General features: G+C 43.5%; 16 protein-coding genes. 8 read left to right on the plus strand and 8 right to left on the minus strand.

The window, feature by feature from the left end; genetic code table 11:
* The first annotated feature begins 184 nt into the window (after nucleotides 1-184).
* Entirely contained in the window at nucleotides 185-634 is a 450-nt protein-coding gene (locus D0466_RS14630; RefSeq protein ID WP_117323304.1) for a MarR family winged helix-turn-helix transcriptional regulator, read from the plus strand.
* A gap of 155 nt (nucleotides 635-789) precedes the next feature.
* Nucleotides 790-1,830 carry a serine hydrolase domain-containing protein gene (locus D0466_RS14635; RefSeq protein WP_117323305.1) on the plus strand — a complete coding sequence of 347 codons (1,041 nt, stop codon included), beginning with the start codon at nucleotides 790-792 and terminating at the stop codon, nucleotides 1,828-1,830.
* Between the two features lie 65 nt (nucleotides 1,831-1,895).
* Here D0466_RS14635 and D0466_RS14640 read toward each other — a convergent pair whose 3' ends face one another.
* The 8 genes from D0466_RS14640 to D0466_RS14680 all read right to left on the minus strand — a co-directional run bounded on the left by D0466_RS14640 (nucleotide 1,896) and on the right by D0466_RS14680 (nucleotide 9,962).
* Nucleotides 1,896-2,528 (minus strand): response regulator transcription factor, encoded by a 633-nt coding sequence (locus tag D0466_RS14640; protein ID WP_117323306.1) that lies wholly within the window; start codon nucleotides 2,526-2,528, stop codon nucleotides 1,896-1,898.
* Nucleotides 2,521-3,564, minus strand: a complete 1,044-nt coding sequence (locus D0466_RS14645; RefSeq protein WP_117323307.1) for a sensor histidine kinase — start codon at nucleotides 3,562-3,564, stop codon at nucleotides 2,521-2,523. The genes D0466_RS14640 and D0466_RS14645 overlap by 8 nt, the downstream gene beginning before the upstream one ends.
* On the minus strand, nucleotides 3,561-4,304 hold the full coding sequence (gene liaF, locus D0466_RS14650) for a cell wall-active antibiotics response protein LiaF (RefSeq protein WP_117323308.1): 744 nt from the start codon (nucleotides 4,302-4,304) through the stop codon (nucleotides 3,561-3,563). The genes D0466_RS14645 and liaF overlap by 4 nt, the downstream gene beginning before the upstream one ends.
* Before the next feature lie 210 nt (nucleotides 4,305-4,514).
* Complete coding sequence (locus D0466_RS14655; protein ID WP_117323309.1) at nucleotides 4,515-5,165, minus strand: PspA/IM30 family protein; 651 nt, start codon at nucleotides 5,163-5,165, stop codon at nucleotides 4,515-4,517.
* A gap of 21 nt (nucleotides 5,166-5,186) precedes the next feature.
* Nucleotides 5,187-5,531 (minus strand): lmo0954 family membrane protein, encoded by a 345-nt coding sequence (locus D0466_RS14660; protein ID WP_117323310.1) that lies wholly within the window; start codon nucleotides 5,529-5,531, stop codon nucleotides 5,187-5,189.
* Between the two features lie 260 nt (nucleotides 5,532-5,791).
* Nucleotides 5,792-7,363: a DEAD/DEAH box helicase gene (locus D0466_RS14665; protein WP_117323311.1), complete on the minus strand. Its 1,572-nt coding sequence runs from the start codon at nucleotides 7,361-7,363 to the stop codon at nucleotides 5,792-5,794.
* Nucleotides 7,364-8,166: 803 nt separating this feature from the next.
* A complete protein-coding gene (locus D0466_RS14675) occupies nucleotides 8,167-8,754 on the minus strand; it encodes a hypothetical protein (protein ID WP_117323313.1) in 588 nt (195 codons plus the stop codon).
* An 8-nt stretch (nucleotides 8,755-8,762) separates the two neighbouring features.
* On the minus strand, nucleotides 8,763-9,962 hold the full coding sequence (locus D0466_RS14680; protein WP_117323314.1) for a ParM/StbA family protein: 1,200 nt from the start codon (nucleotides 9,960-9,962) through the stop codon (nucleotides 8,763-8,765).
* A 504-nt stretch (nucleotides 9,963-10,466) separates the two neighbouring features.
* Between D0466_RS14680 and D0466_RS14685 the strand changes: the two genes are divergently transcribed.
* From D0466_RS14685 to D0466_RS14710, 6 genes are all read left to right on the plus strand, one after another.
* A complete protein-coding gene (locus D0466_RS14685) occupies nucleotides 10,467-12,005 on the plus strand; it encodes an FAD-dependent oxidoreductase (RefSeq protein ID WP_117323315.1) in 1,539 nt (512 codons plus the stop codon).
* A gap of 397 nt (nucleotides 12,006-12,402) precedes the next feature.
* The gene (locus D0466_RS14690; protein WP_117323316.1) at nucleotides 12,403-13,080 is read left to right on the plus strand and encodes an SIMPL domain-containing protein; all 678 of its coding nucleotides are present in this window, start codon (nucleotides 12,403-12,405) and stop codon (nucleotides 13,078-13,080) included.
* A 187-nt stretch (nucleotides 13,081-13,267) separates the two neighbouring features.
* On the plus strand, nucleotides 13,268-14,041 hold the full coding sequence (locus D0466_RS14695) for a transporter substrate-binding domain-containing protein (RefSeq protein WP_199484566.1): 774 nt from the start codon (nucleotides 13,268-13,270) through the stop codon (nucleotides 14,039-14,041).
* 29 nt (nucleotides 14,042-14,070) lie between these two features.
* Nucleotides 14,071-14,736 carry an amino acid ABC transporter permease gene (locus D0466_RS14700; protein ID WP_117323318.1) on the plus strand — a complete coding sequence of 222 codons (666 nt, stop codon included), beginning with the start codon at nucleotides 14,071-14,073 and terminating at the stop codon, nucleotides 14,734-14,736.
* Nucleotides 14,737-14,766: 30 nt separating this feature from the next.
* Nucleotides 14,767-15,495, plus strand: coding sequence for an amino acid ABC transporter ATP-binding protein (locus D0466_RS14705; RefSeq protein ID WP_117323420.1), 729 nt, complete (start codon nucleotides 14,767-14,769; stop codon nucleotides 15,493-15,495).
* 170 nt (nucleotides 15,496-15,665) lie between these two features.
* Entirely contained in the window at nucleotides 15,666-15,929 is a 264-nt protein-coding gene (locus D0466_RS14710) for a zinc ribbon domain-containing protein (RefSeq protein ID WP_117323319.1), read from the plus strand.
* Nucleotides 15,930-15,962 lie beyond the last annotated feature (33 nt).

Raw genomic sequence — 15,962 nt, forward strand, 5'->3', positions numbered from 1 at the left:
GAAACCCTCCGAGAAATCATTTTTTTATTTTTATTATAGAGGAATTGCCTCCTTATGGAGTAACTGTATAACTCATCCTCCAATTTCAACCAATTTTTCAATAAATATTCATATTTAAGTTAACTTAACAGTTAAATTTGCTTTATAATTAAGAATATAGATATAACATGAAAGGAGAGTTCATATGGACCGCATCACAGAAATAAGCCTCAAAATCAAGGAATATTCGGATTTGCTGGGATCAATCATGCTTGAGGACTATAAACAGCACTTAGATGAGGATACATCCAATTTAACCGCTAAACAAGAAGTAATCCTTGAGTTGTTAAAGAATGCTCCTAAAACAATCGGTGAAATCGCTGAAAGCTTTTCGATGACAGCGAGTGCAGCCAGCCAGATTATTTCAAAGCTTGAAAAAGAAGGATATGTTGGGCGGGAAATCAATGCATCGAACCGCCGGGAGATTATTGTGTCCTTAAGCAAGAAAGGGAAGGATTACCATGAAAAGCGTGCCAAACTGGAACACTACCTTATTCAGAAATATTTTGCGAAACTAGACCTTCCCGACTTAGAGAACTTATTGGTTTTATATGAAAAACTATATGCAATTGCCGTAAAGGTCCAGGAGGAATAAAATATTACCCTTTGGGGGGTCAGTCCCCCACCCTAGTAAAGTGGTAACTCAGCGGGGGACTGACCCCCAGTATGGTAACGCGTTAAAGCAGTGGGGGACTGACCCCAATTTTTAAGTCTGATTAATAATTAATTATATTTAAAGGTGGGATAGGGATGGGTTATGTGAATGAAATACAAAATCTTGCTGCCAAAGGGTTGTATCCAAGGAAAGACAATTTGGTGTACGTAGGGATTACACGGAACGGGAACAGGGAGTTCCATGCCTTTGGGAAATTTCCCGAAATGGTACATCCATCCGAAGCATTATTTGAAATCGGTTCCATCACTAAAGTTTTTACAGGGATTCTACTGGCCCGCCTTGTATTCGAGGGCAAGGTGTCCCTGGATGATCCAATAGAGAAATTCAAACCTGAGTATAAGCAAGCGATAAACGTTAACGGACAGTCCATGACGTTACGGCACTTGGCCACACATACCGCTGGGCTTCCAAGAGAAGATAAGGCATTGAGAAAGAAGATAAAGGACAAGAAAAATCCGTATAAATATTACTTGGTAGAAGATCTTGATGCGTTTTTCCGGGAGTACCAGCTGAAGAAGGCTGGAAAATGGAACTATTCCAACATCGGGGTGGCACTTCTGGCGAGAATAATGGAGGATTTGCTGGAAATGCCCCTTGAGGTAGCTATTGAGGAATATGTCTGCCGGCCGCTCGGGTTGAAAGACACGGTCATGTCATTAAGTGAAGATCGAGAGCAGAGGAGAGTAAAGGCTTTTACAAAAAAACAGGAGGAGATACCTTTACTCGAAATTCACGGTATTAAAGGAGCCGGGGGACTTTTATCCACCATGCAGGACATGATGAGGTTTACAGAAGCGAACTTAGGAATTTTTAATACTGACCTGTCCCCTGTCTTGGAATTCTCGCATAAAAAACAGGCAAACGTGAAAAAGAATTTTGAAATGGGCCTTTGCTGGTTTATCGAGCATACCAAAGACCTCATGCATCCTATCATCTGGACCGGCGGGACTACTATCGGCTATCATACCTATGCAGGCCTTATCAAAGAAGAAAATACAGGGGTAGTCGTATTGTCGACTTATCACTTGAAGTTCACCGAAATCTTAAAAGTATTGGCAGGCAAGGGTCCTGTAGTTACGGATCGAATAGGGAGAGCAGTGTTTAAGTCTATCTGACAGAATATCAATGTGTATCAGGCAAAACAGAGTTCCCTCCAGACGATAGTCAAAAAGGAACCTGTTTATTTTACCAATGCATGCTTAAACGCATAAATGACTGCCTGGGTCCTGTCCTGCACCTCAAGTTTGCTAAGGATATTGCTTACATGGACCTTGGCCGTTTTCAGGGCGATAAACAGTTCATCCGCTATTTCCTGGTTCGTTTTCCCTTCAGCCATCAATAGCAGGATTTCCATCTCACGGTTTGTCAATAGCTCATGGGGCATTTGTGTATGCTGGTTACGCATTTTGGCCATCATTTTTCCGGTTACTTCCGGTTCTAGGATCGATTGCCCGTGATAAGTCGAACGGACGGCGTCGGCGATATCACTAGCCTTTGAGGTTTTCAGCATATAACTCATTGCTCCCGCTTCAAGGGCGGGATACACTTTTTCGTCATCAAGGAAGCTTGTGACAATGATGATTTTCGCTTCCGGCCATTTTTCGATAATCGAGCGGGTCGCTTCAATACCGTCCATTTCCTTCATCACCAAATCCATGAGGATGATATCAGGGCGCAGGTTTAGCGCGAGCTCGACAGCCTTCCCTCCATCATCAGCCTCTCCGATTACCTCAATATCCGGCTGTAACGATAGATAAGAAGACACACCGATCCGGACCATTTCGTGGTCATCGACAAATAATACTTTAATCATTCTTTCCACCTCCTGCCGGCACCGGTACTTTTACTTCCAGCCTTGTGCCTTTATTGGGAACACTGACAATCTTCATCGTCCCGCCGATTTCCACAGCGCGTTCATGCATATTTTGCAAACCGTATGATCCTGTTTTTGAATTGTCCATGTTAAAACCGAGACCATCATCCACAATCCGCATGATAATCAAATCATCCCGCCCGATCAACAAAACCTCAAGCGTAGTTGCCTTTGCATGCCTCAATGTATTGGAGACAGATTCTTGCAGGATGCGAAACAGATGATCCTCTATTCCACGATCCAATGGAATCGGCTCAACTTTCCAGGTAATGTTCATCGGTACCTTTTGGGATAATTCGGCCAAAAGCTCCTGAATTCCTTCCTGTAGCGACTTATCACGCAACGGGACCGGACGGAGATGCAATAACAAGGCTCTCATTTCAAGCTGCGATTGATGGATCATCTCTTCCACCATTTTCATCTGTTTTGCTTCCGCACTTTCAGGATCGGGCTTCGATTCCGTAATAGCTGACATCAGCATCGATGCGGCGAAAAGCTGCTGGCTAACTGAATCATGAAGCTCTCTGGCCAGACGATTTCGTTCCTGCGAGACGATTTCTTCAATGATTTTTTCTTGGTCTGCCACTTTTTCACTCGTTAATTTTTGCGAGATTTTCGCCTGTTCTGATAGATGATTGTGCACTTTCTTAATTCTGGCTGATATCGCAGCCATTTCCTGGATGGAATCGGGTTCTGTCTGAGTCGGGGCATTTCCCTGTTCAAGCTGGTATAATGCATCCCCTATCCCGTGAAGCTGCCTTCTCCAAAACAGTCCGGAGCTTAGCCCGGACACGAGACCAACCGCCAAGCTTAAAGACGGAACAAAAAAAACGAAAGGCATGCCCATGATTTCCTTATGCCAAAGCATGCGCCAGTCTTCCGGAGGGAACACAAAGAAAACAACTGCCGGCAGCGATAGAGAAAGGATAAAAGCGATGGCCATTCCGCTTACGATTTGCCTGGTTAAAATACTCATATCCTGCTCACCTCTAAATCTCCCGTTATCTGAGAGGTGATTATTTTTACTTTTTGGCCTGCCTTTTCATAACCGGCAGTCTGGTAAGAGATAATTTGATTAAAAGCCATTTTCTCTTGATGCCGAAAAATATCAGCCTTTCCGGCAAATACCGAATGGTGAATGCTTACCTCAATATCATAGGGAACCAGGATTTGAATTTTACCTATAAAACTTCTAATGGAAATGACAGCTTCGCCTTTAGGGAGGATCGTATTGCTTAAATCAACGACCGTATCGCCTATTCCTCCCTGAATGTTTATATCATTCCACTCATAGATGTACTCAGGTGTTTTTTGCCTGCCGAATAATCTATTCTCAAAAATGTGATCTTTTTTAAGCATAGGTTCATTTTCGGGGTTTCCAGCCTGAATCTCAGGCTCAACCAACTCGGGCTTGATTATTCCAGGATTTTTTTTAGATTGGAAAAAAGTGAGAATCACATATACGAGAATAGCTAACAGGAAGAACTTAAAAATCATCATATGGAGGACGGTTATGGCTGTAGTAAATAACCCTGCCCAGAACATGATTTTTCCCCGTTTTCGGGAGTAAGATTTCCTGCCAAAATAAGTGAGCCCAATTGTAAACGCAAGGGAGAATAATAAACCCCCGTCAAAAAACGATATTTCCAGAAGCAGCAGTACAATTCCTATCAATACGATCCAGCTGAAATAATCTGTTTTCAGTTGTTTGAACATGGGGTACCTCCCTTCGCTAACTCTTTGTTGTGTTTTTATCCACAGTTGTCATTTGTTGGTATAATCTTACAACTATTGATAAAAAACCTCAGCTTGTTGATATAATCCGAGATTTGATGATTTATCCCAAACTGTTTAAATAAAATGAAATTTGTTGTAAATCCTAAAAAAGGCGCAGAAACCTACGCCTTTTTTTAGGATACCATGACTTCATTCAGAAATAGAATGTGTTTCTTTATTTTTCATATCTTTTTCAAGCTGGGCGATCCGGGCATCAATGGTATTCCGGTGATAAGCTGAATTCACCTGGTGTTCGAGCCTGTCGAGATAAGACTCCATTTCTTCGAATCGAGCGAATGATTTGGTCGAATATGTTTCGGATTCTAACACCTGGTTCATCCGGTAGCTTGCGCGAGCCATATTCTCACGGCTCATCAATTCCATGCGTTTAATGTTCATATCCTTGAGCTTATGATTCATTTCTTCGTATTTGCGCTCTAGCTCTTCAAGCTGCCTTTCCGCCTTACGAAGTGCTTCTTTTAATTTTTGGGCGCGTTCCTCATAATGGACACTCTCCTGGACCGCAAATGACTGCAATTCTGTTTCTCCCGCTTGGGCGGCAATTTCCGCCTGGTGCCGGCGTTTGTCCGCAAGGGTTGCAGCCTGGCGATATTCCCGGGTGAATCCTTCTTTCAGGAGGTATTGGCGTTCCACCAATTTGCGGACCTTTTCCGTTTCCTGCTCACACTGGCGGAGATATTGGTTCAACAGGGCAATCGGATTTTTTTGTTCCCTTTCATCAAGCATTTCGTTGAAATCTGCTGCAATCGCATTTTTAATTCTCGTAAATAAATTATTCATTTTCATTCTCTCCTTTATTGGTTATCGTTTTAATTCAGCCCATTGCTTTTCAAAATTGACAAAGGGATCTTGTTCATCGTTCTTAGTGCTTTTTTTGGTTCCATTCCACTTTTTGTAGACCAGGTAAAGTACATATGCTGCAGCAAGGCCAATCAATGATGGCACATTGGCCAGCGATGCCGATAGGGCTGCCAGGCCGATAAGTCCCCAGATGATTTTCCCGGATGTGGATTCTGATTTCATAAATTGTTTAAACACGAAGTAAAGGATCACCAGGCAGATAGCCAGGCCGGCCAGTGGCCCAACATTTGCGAGAAGGACACATGCCGCGATTCCTCCCGCAAGTAATAACCCGAATTTTTTCATTTTTGACTTCCTCCTTTCATGTTTCTAGCTTATCTGTTTTTCTTTTTTTCCATAATGAACCAGGGCTATATTTTCATATAAGCCTGGAGGCTTAGTGGCTTCGGGCAAAGAGAACCTTGGTTGCGAAACATGTAATTGAGAAACAGGGCGAAATCACCCTGCAGATAGGAAATATAAAAACCTTCCTGTCCATAAAAATAAAAAAACCCGGCTCATTGCCGGGTTTCCTGCTTAAATCAGGCTTGATATTACTCTCTTATTTATCGCGGCCTTTTACCACGGGAACTCGTTTTGCGATTATTATTTCGTTTTGCTGTTTCTTGACCGGCAGCGGTTCGCCCTTTTCTATCATCACTTACAAGGAAGTCCTTTTTATTTTTTCTGCCTGCTGGCCCCTTTTTATCTCGTTCCCTTTTGGGGTCATTGCGGTTTTCTTGTGAGCTGCGCTGTTCTTTTTTATCTCGCTCCTTTTTAAGATTATTGCGGTTTTCCGGTGCCCTAACCTTGCCTTTTCTATCTTGTTGCCTTTCCGGGGCATTGTGGTTTTCTTGTGAGCTGCGCCAATCTTTTTTATCTTGTTCCTTTTTAAGGGCATTGCGGTTTTCCGATGTCCTGAACTTGCCTTTTCTATCTTGTTGCTCGTCGGGGGAATTCCGCTTTTCTGACGACCTGCGCTGCCCTTTTTGCGTCCGGCCGGGCTCGGAGTCAGGATTGGCCTTAACTCCCTCAATCACCTTCCGTTCCACCGTTAATTGGATGCCTTTTTCAATTGCGGCCAAAAGCTGCCGGTCCTTTGGGGCAATGAACGTGATCGCCATGCCTTGTCCGCCTGCCCTGCCCGTCCTGCCGATACGGTGAATATAGCTTTCCGCATCTTCAGGAACATCATAATTAAATACATGGGTGACACCTTCGACGTCCAGCCCCCGCGCTGCCACATCCGTTGCAACCAATAGGTGGATGGCCGCGTCCCGGAAGCGTTTCATCACTTGTTCCCGTTTCGATTGTGATAAATCCCCGTGAAGTTCATCTGAATTGAAACCGGCATTCTTTAGGGCTTCATTCAGTTTACTGACCCGCCGTTTAGTCCTGCAGAAGATGATTGCCATAAACGGCTGTTCTTCTTTAATCACTTTAAATAAAGTCGCTTGTTTCGTTCTGTCAGTTGTCTCAATAACCGTCTGACTGATTTGTTCAACTGTAACGTTTTTACTTTTGACCGAAATGGTGACTGGGGATTTCATAAAACGTTTCGCAATCGACCGTACCTGCTCAGGCATGGTAGCAGAGAAAAGCAGCATTTGTTTTTCGGTTGGGGCCATTCCAATGATAGCTTCGACTTCCGGCAAAAACCCGATATGGAGCATTTGATCCGCTTCGTCTAAAACAAGTGTGGAAATATTACTCAAATCTATCGTTCCGCGCCGGACGTGATCCAGAAGCCTTCCGGGAGTTGCAACGACTATTGCAGGATTTTCCCCAAGCACCCTCATTTGTCTGTCGACATCCTGCCCCCCATAAATCGCGGCCGCATGTACCCCATCTACAGCATTTTCCAATTTGGCCAATTCCGTGCTAATTTGAAGGGCAAGCTCCCTTGTAGGGGACAAAATAAGCGCCTGTACCTGCTTTAGCTCTGGTCTTACCTTTTCCAAAATCGGGAGCAGAAAAGCAAGTGTTTTTCCTGTGCCAGTCTGTGCCCGGGCAATAACATCCCTTCCCGCCGCTATTTCACGAATGGACTTCTCCTGGATGGCTGTTGGTGTTTCAATACCACTTTCTTTAAGTATCTTTTGAAGTTCGGAACGTATTCCGAGCTGTGTAAACTCCATGTTTCCACCTGCTTCTATATATGTCTGCGCCTAGTATACCATTAAGTTTGCATAGTCATTTATTTATTGAAAGGCGACCGATTTCAATTTTTAGATTATTTTAACCATTCTTGATTTATTGTATCCCGCTTATTATTAGTACAGGGATTGGAATTTCTTATACCCTTCATTGGGCTAAGGCTGTCGGGCTTCGCGGCTGATTATCCAACGATTCTCGTATTACTCGGCATTTCCAAAGATCCAAAAGTGGCTCTTACATTAATCGGCATTGTGATTACCATTACGGCTATTATGACCATTAATCTCCATGGAGCCCTATTCATAGAATGATTATTACCGGGGCAATAGCATACATCATGGGGCAACTCCATTTTACAAAGGGCATAGTGGCTGCCCCTCATCTACTCGAGGGTTTATTTGTTTTCAACCCGATTAGTTCCATCAATGATGTGATACAATACAGGCCTGTATTGGGTCGTTTTCTCTTTCCTCCTGGTCTAGCTATTCGATACGACGGGTGCTTTGCTCGGGATAGTCAGACAGGCTGATTTATTAAACAACGGCAAGCTCGAGCGGGCGGGCAGCGCCTTTTTTGCCGACTCTGTAGGAACTACAGTGGGGGCCATGTTCGGTCAAGCCCACCCGCTGCTTCCATGCAGTCATCAGCAGGTGTCGGCGTAGGGGGTAAAACTTGATGTATTGTAAATAAGACGTTTTTCCTCCTCAATTTTAGGAGTTGCAACTCATGCTGGTTTTTAACTCTGTTAAAATAAAGATGCCTGCAGCCGCAGACATCCTTGTTTTCATTTATTCATTTGTGCCAGGAAATCCCCCAGAAGGTCATCCAGGCTTTCTTCTTTAACCGGTTCCTGATCCTTATCCTCTCCGGGATCTATAGCTTTTGCCTGGCTCCAGTCAAAGTCATCCAAATCATTATCTTCCACGATATTCTCACTTTGTTTGTTTGGAATGTCCTTATTTTCACTTAGAATTTCAGGCAATTCATTCGCTTCTTCCTGTAAATAAAGTGCCTCATCAATTTCTGAAGCATTGCTGTTTAATGATGCCAGGAGGGCGGTTGCCCTTAACGGATCTGAGAGAAGCTGATAAACAATGCTTCCAATGAGAGCTTCGGAATGTGCATACTTCAGCCAATCCCGCTGCGTCTTGCTTAATGCCTGAGGCAATGGTATTGTAATCATTTCCCTTTCCTGGATGGAACTATTCCCTGCCCCTTCTATTACGAATTCAGCTATTTTGCTTGAAAAGTTCCTTTTTTCAGTTTCTTTAAGCTTTTGAAGCTGCCTTATAATATGGTCAGGGGTATCAGAGGGGAGGCGGAAAGTGATCGCCTGCCCTCTTTGTATTCCTGTCCCGGTCGATTTTTTCATTTAATCACCTATTTAGTTGTGCCGGCTTTTTGTTCGTCCTTCTTGTTTTCGGATTTAACCGGTGCTTGTTTAGCATTTCTTCTGATGAAGTCCGAAACTAATTTATAATAAGCATTGGCCATCATCCAGATGCTTTCCTTTTCGTCTTCAAAGAAATCGATATTATAGCCATCCAGGTTATTATTGAGCGTTTTTAAGTAATCCTTTAGCACGATGGCTCCGCCACCGATAAAATAACAGATTTCTGATTGGGAATTCTTCTGCCAAATATTGCGTAAGTGGCGATATTGCTTCTTAGCCAGTTCTCCTAAAATCCGGTCCGTAATATCGTGCACACTCGTACGGCTTCCCCGCACCATAATGTGGTTTCTGTCATTTTTCTTGGTAATGATTTCAACGACATCCCGCCTGCTGTCAAGTTCCACGCCATGCTTCTTGCGGATTTCCTCCCTAATGGCTTCGAGTGCTTCAGCCACGCCAAGATTAAATCCCTGTGATTTGTCGTCGTCCACTTTGCGGTTTTTGATAACAGCAATATCTGTGGATAAACCGCCGATATCCTGGATTAGGATTCGCTTATCAATTAAATCCCGATTAATAATGTTTAAATCATTATCCATCACTAGGTTGATATATGCTGCAAAGCCCTCGGGATACACTTTCACTTCATCAAATTTTATATTGACCTTCAACCCCTGGTATCTTGGAGTAACCAAGAATTCCACCTGGTGGACTGACCCAAGCAGCCTGGAGCGGTAGCCTACATCCTTGCCTTCTTTTACTTCACGGAGTGGAAGGCCCGTCCCTAAAGTATAGCTGGCATCCACTACGTTATTTGCTTTTTCGAATGTTTTGGAGTTTTCTTCTTTTACTGCGTCCAAGGCCAATGCTGCAAACAACATGACCAATGTCTGGTCCTCTTCTGACTTGCTGCTTCCCGGATCCAATTCTGATGGATTATCACTTTTTGTTGCCAGGTTTCCGACACGGTAGATTGCATTGTTGTCTTGAAGGGCAGGTGAGTGGACTCTTATGTGCAGGCCATCAATCGGGTCCTGTTCATTTAAATCCTCGATTCCGATAACAGGCCTGTCCTCTATATCTCTTGCAATTACGTTAGGTATGTATAGTTCAGAATCCAATTTTCCGAACAGCGCTTTGATGGCATCATTTCCAACATCGACAGCCGCGATTCTAGATTTACTCATAAAACCATTCCTTCCTATTTTTAGAGATCAAACAAAAAATGTGAAAGCCACATTTATTTAAGAATATGAAAGTTTCATAAAATGGTCAATACACCTTTTGGAGGATAATGGTTTTGTAATTTTGTACACACTTTCGTAAACAATACTAACAAAAGTGTATACATCCTTATATATCAACGTGTGTACAATATTGTAAACTTGTATACGTTCCATGTATACATTGTGTACTTTTTTGTTTACATGTATACAAAAATTGTATACATGACTTCCTGAACTAAATTCCATCTGAAATATTCTTCCTCAACTTAAATCTTCCCTCCTCTTTTAATGGAAAAATACGCGTGTATAACCGACTATTCTGGGTATGGTAATAAATGGACTGGAATATTAAAGTATTGAAAACTCAAACGGGGAGCCCTGACAAAAGACAGACCGTAATCAAGTAGTCTCTTCAGGAAAAGTGATTACTTACCTAATAGGGCAAGATAAAAGGAGGTATTATGTATGTCTGACCAAACTGAGAAAACCCAATTGCCACAATATCCTGAGCCATATTGGAGGGACTTCGTCGCGTTTCCCACTTTTCCAAAGCTCGACCATGATATCGAAACAGACGTAGCAATAGTTGGCGGTGGAATAACAGGGATAACGACTGCCTATCTTCTTTCCAAAGAAGGCATCAATGTCGTTTTGATAGATGCAGGAGAAATACTGAACGGCACTACCGGCCATACCACGGCGAAAGTGACTGCCCAACACGACTTGATTTATGACCAGCTGATAAAAGATATCGGCGAAGAAAAAGCAAAGCTGTATTATGAAGCAAATCACGGGGCAATGGAGTTTGTCGTAAATACAGTCAAAGAGTTAAATATAAATTGTGACTTAACCTACGAAGATGCGTATGTATACGCAGGGACCGAAGAGTACGTGAGCAAAATCCAGGACGAATTGAAAGCATACCAAAGGCTTGGCATCCCTGGCGAATATGTCGAAACAATCCCCTTCCCTATTCCATGCAAGGCAGCCCTTATGATGAAAAAGCAGGTACAGTTTCATCCACTAAAATATTTGACAGGTTTGATTCCTGAAATCACAAATGCAGGCGGAAAAATATTTGAACATACGACGGCAACAAAAATTGAGGATGGCGAATCACCAACAATCCATACAAGAAATGGCAAGACGATTATTTGTAATTATGTGATTTCCGCCTCCCACTTCCCTTTTAATGATGAAATGGGCTTTTATTTTGCAAGAATGCATGTGGAGAGATCTTATGCCCTTGGTATAAAGGCAAAAACTGATTTTCCGGGCGGCATGTATATCAGTGCTGACAGCCCGACACGCTCGCTGCGTTATACAGACATGGATGGCGAAAAACTGATCATAGTCGGCGGTGAAAGGCATAAAACCGGACAGGGCATTTCCATGTTCCAACATTATGAAGCACTTCAGGAATTCAGCGAGCAGGTTTTTGGTATTAAAGAGATTTTGTACCGCTGGTCAGCCCAAGATTTAAACACCGCAGACAAAATTCCCTATATTGGACAAGCCACTAAAAACCATCCGAACGTTTTTGTGGCGACCGGTTACAGAAAATGGGGAATGACCAATGGTACTGCAGCCGCCAACTTGCTGAAGGACCTTATCTTGAAAAAGAAAAACCCGTATGAGGAGTTATATTCACCTTCCCGGTTTTATGCTAAGCCAGGTATGAAAAATATTGTGAAAGATAATATCGATGTAGCTAAACAACTCATTCAAGGCAAGTTTTCAATGGTGCAAAAAAATCCTGAGGATTTAGGAAATGATGAAGCAGCGATCGTAAAAATTAATGGCAATAAAGCCGGCTGTTACCGGGATGAGGACGGAAAGCTCCATATTGTTGATTCAACCTGTACCCACATGGGCTGTGAGGTTGAATGGAACAGCGGTGAAAGGACTTGGGACTGCCCATGCCACGGCTCCCGTTTCTCCATTAATGGTGAGGTTTTGGAAGGTCCGGCAGTGGAACCTTTAAAGAAGGTTGATCAAGATTAACCCCCATGTTTGGGGGTTTTTTGATGGAGGCGAGGGAGTATTCATGCAACCTTCCTGAGTACCTGGAGTTTAGTTTTCCACCAGGCAATTCACACACCAAGACACGGCGAATTAAGCCCACTAGCCTCCTCAGTTGTGACATTCAACGCAGTAGGTGTTATCCAGCCGATATAGCAGGCAATTCACCAATTTCTGCCCTTCATCCAGCAAATCCCCTCAAATAATACACAAATATACATCCCTATTCAGCAAGTCCACCCTGCAGAATTTTACAAATGTACCTAAAATCAACCTGGGCGCCAGGTATATAATAGTTCGTTTGAATAATCTGTAATTTTCCGTCTGTATTTCCCGTACATTGTTTAGTAAGCATTTTTTATGGAAAGCTGGTGGAAAAATGAACAATTACCGTTATCCTCCCTTTTCTTCAGCACCTGTTTCCCTTGATCGCAATAAAACAAACAGCTTGACCGTTTCAGGAGAGGAAACCGTTCAGGCAGCCCCAGATCAGGCAATTATCACTCTAGGCGCGACTACAGAGAATAAAGACCCTGCTGCTGCCCAACAGGATAATGCCGCTATTATCTTAAGAGTCATCAACTCGATAAAAGCCCTGGGCATTCCCGAAAACCAAATTAAAACGGTAGAATACCGCATCGACCCCCAGTATGACTATCAAGAAGGAACACAAATCTTTAGGGGCTATAAGGTCACCCACCTGATTCGGATTACTGCTTCAAATATAAAACAGGTTGGGGAAATTGTTGATACGGCTGTAAAGAATGGTGCAAATACTGTATCAAGCGTACGATTTACCGTATCAAACCAGGAAGTACATTATAACCGTGCCTTGTCACTGGCTCTTGAGAACGCAAGGCAAAAGGCCATATCGATGGCAAAGACACTAGGCGTCACATTGAATGATACACCTGAACAGGTTCAGGAAACCAGTATCGGCCAACCGCTGCCTTTCCAAATGGACGCCTATTCGAAAATTGCCGCAGCCGCCACACCGATACAGCCAGGTGAACTTAACATTTCTGCAGCCGTGAAAGTAGAATACTCTTATTTTTAACCAAAAGGGATCCAGCTTATTGAAGCAGATCCCTTTTTATTTCCGCCCCTGTACGCAACATACCTTTATGCCCCCTCGAATTCTGCAAGTTTCCTAACAAAAAGGTTACAAGACTGTAAATAAGGGTAACTAGGTAAGTAGATTAATATTTTTTGATTTCGAAGGGGGAAAATGACCAGGCATGAACATGAAGATCAAGCTGGCCTTCTCATCCATTTTTCTGCTCATGTCTCTCTCTGGCTGTGCAGAAAAAGAACAACTGGATGATGGCTCTAAGCTCATAGATAAAGACTCCTTTGTATACGCAGCATCCGGCGAATTCAAACCGTTCAGTTATGTGGAAAATGATATGACCCTGACAGGCTTTGATATAGAAGTAGGACGGGCAGTTGCCAAGGAACTAGGCTTGAAGCCCGCCCCGAAGCGGATTAAATTCAAGGGTATTGTCGAGGGAGTAAAGACAGGACGCGCTGATGCAGCCGTTGCCTCTCACACTATTAATCCCCTGCGCAGCAAGCATGTTGCTTTTTCGACCCCTTATTACTACTCAGGTCCGCAAATTTTTGTAAGGCCGGACAGCAAAATCAAAACGGCAGAGGATTTAAAAGGAAAAGAAGTGGCCGCAGCAAAAGGTTCTACCTACGCATCGACAGCGGAAAAATATACAGACAAGATCAAGATGTACGATAGCGATATAACCGCCTTGAAAGCTTTGAGCGGTGGCCGGCATGATGCTGTGATTACGGATTTTGTTACCGGGAAAACCGCTGCCAAGGAAGGCTTCCAAATTGAAGGGCGCCAGCTGATAGAACGAAGCGAGCAGGCCATAGTCCTGCCGCAGGATAACCCCCAGCTATTAAAGCGGGTTAATGAAGCATTGGAAAACCTGAGGAACGATGGGACGCTTTCCAAGATAAGCGAGAAATATTTCGGTGAAGATATCACGAAAAAACCTGAATAATATCAGTAAGCAGAAAGGATGTTGTTCCCTTGCCTAGCTTTGCACATTTTTTTGAGACATTTACGGGCTCGACTAACGTTTTTATCGATGCCATGCTCCTCACTCTGGAGCTTACTGCTGTATCTATCCTGGTTGGGATTGTTATTGGTCTTTTCTTTGCACTTTTAAAAATATCGAATATTAAAATCCTAGGGCTTATAGCAGATATTTATATTTATCTTGTACGCGGTACACCGCTTATCGTGCAGATTTTCATTTTATATTTTGGGATCAGCGGCATCTTTCTCCTTCCTGATTTCTGGGCTGCCGCTCTTGCGCTTGCCTTCCATAATGGGGCCTATATTGCAGAAATTTTCCGCGGAACCATCCAATCGATCGATAAGGGCCAAATGGAAGCCGCCCGTTCCCTTGGCATGACCAAATCACTTGCATTGCGCAGAATCATTTTGCCGCAGGCCTTCCGCCGTGCCCTGCCCCCATTGGGAAACCAATTCATTATCGGTTTGAAGGATTCATCACTCGCAGCGTTCATTTCGATGAATGAATTATTTAACGTAGCGACTACCCTGGGATCCAACAATTTTGATGAAATGACGTACCTGCTGATTGTTGCAGTCTATTATTTAATTCTGGTAGCCATCCTGACCATCATTGTGAACATGATTGAAAGGAAACTTGCAGTAAGTGACCGATAGGAGGTTTCATAAGTGGAAGAAAAAAGAACCATGATCAGAATCAAAAACTTAAATAAATCCTTTGGGGACCTTCACGTCCTTAAAGACATAGATATGAAAGTTTTAGAGAGTGATGTCGTGTGCTTGATCGGTTCGAGCGGATCCGGAAAGAGCACCCTGCTCCGCTGCCTTAATTTCCTTGAGAAAAAGGATAGCGGCCAGATTATCATTGAAGGCGAAGAAATCAATCCTGAAACCCAGAATATGAACAAAGTCCGGGAAAAAGTAGGAATGGTGTTCCAGCATTTTCAACTTTTCCCGCATATGACAGTGCTTGAAAATATTATAGAAGCACCGGTACACGTAAAGAAGGTTCCGAAGAATGAGGCCATTCAAGAAGCCAGGGATTTGTTGGCTAAAGTAGGCCTTGAGGATAAAGCGGATGTGTACCCAAGCAAGCTTTCAGGAGGCCAGAAACAACGGGTGGCCATCGCCCGGGCCATGGCCATGCAGCCGGATATCCTGTTGTTTGATGAACCGACCTCAGCGCTCGATCCCGAGCTCGTCGGCGAGGTACTAACCACAATGAAAGAACTTGCCGAAGAAGGCATGACCATGGTTGTTGTGACCCACGAGATGGGCTTTGCCCGTGAAGTTGGCGACTGGATTGTCTTTATGCACGAAGGCAGAATTATCGAAAGCGCCTCTTCAGAAACCTTCTTCAACAATCCGAAAGAACAACGCACCAAGGAGTTCCTCAAAACTACAGCTTTAAAATAAACTTGAAACTTTGGGGTCAGTCCCCCATCGCGCTGAAGCTTTAACGCGCTGGGGGACTGACCCCAAAAATGACCATGCCCCTTTCTCGTTCTCCCCTCTCCCCCATTAGTTGATTCTAAAGCATTATTCATATTACAATGGCACTAATTACATCATTGGAGAATTTACCTTTGAAAAAATATAAAAGCTGCCAGAGCTGCGGCATGCCGCTTGCAAAAGACGAAAAGGGCGGCGGAACGGAAAAAGATGGACAAATAAGCTTGAAGTATTGCAGCCATTGCTATGTAAATGGTGAATTTGTGCTCCCTGAGTTAACCGTTTCGGAAATGAAAATGCGCGTTGAACATAAAATCAGGGAGATTGGAATCCCTGGATTCCTTGCACGGTTTTTTACCCGAAATATCCATAAGCTAGAGCGCTGGAACAAAGCCTGACTATCCTCGAGTCTGGCTCTTTTTATATCCATG

Origin of the sequence: Peribacillus glennii (assembly GCF_003429105.1) — a bacterium.
Classification (GTDB): Bacteria; Bacillota; Bacilli; order Bacillales; family DSM-1321; genus Peribacillus; species Peribacillus glennii.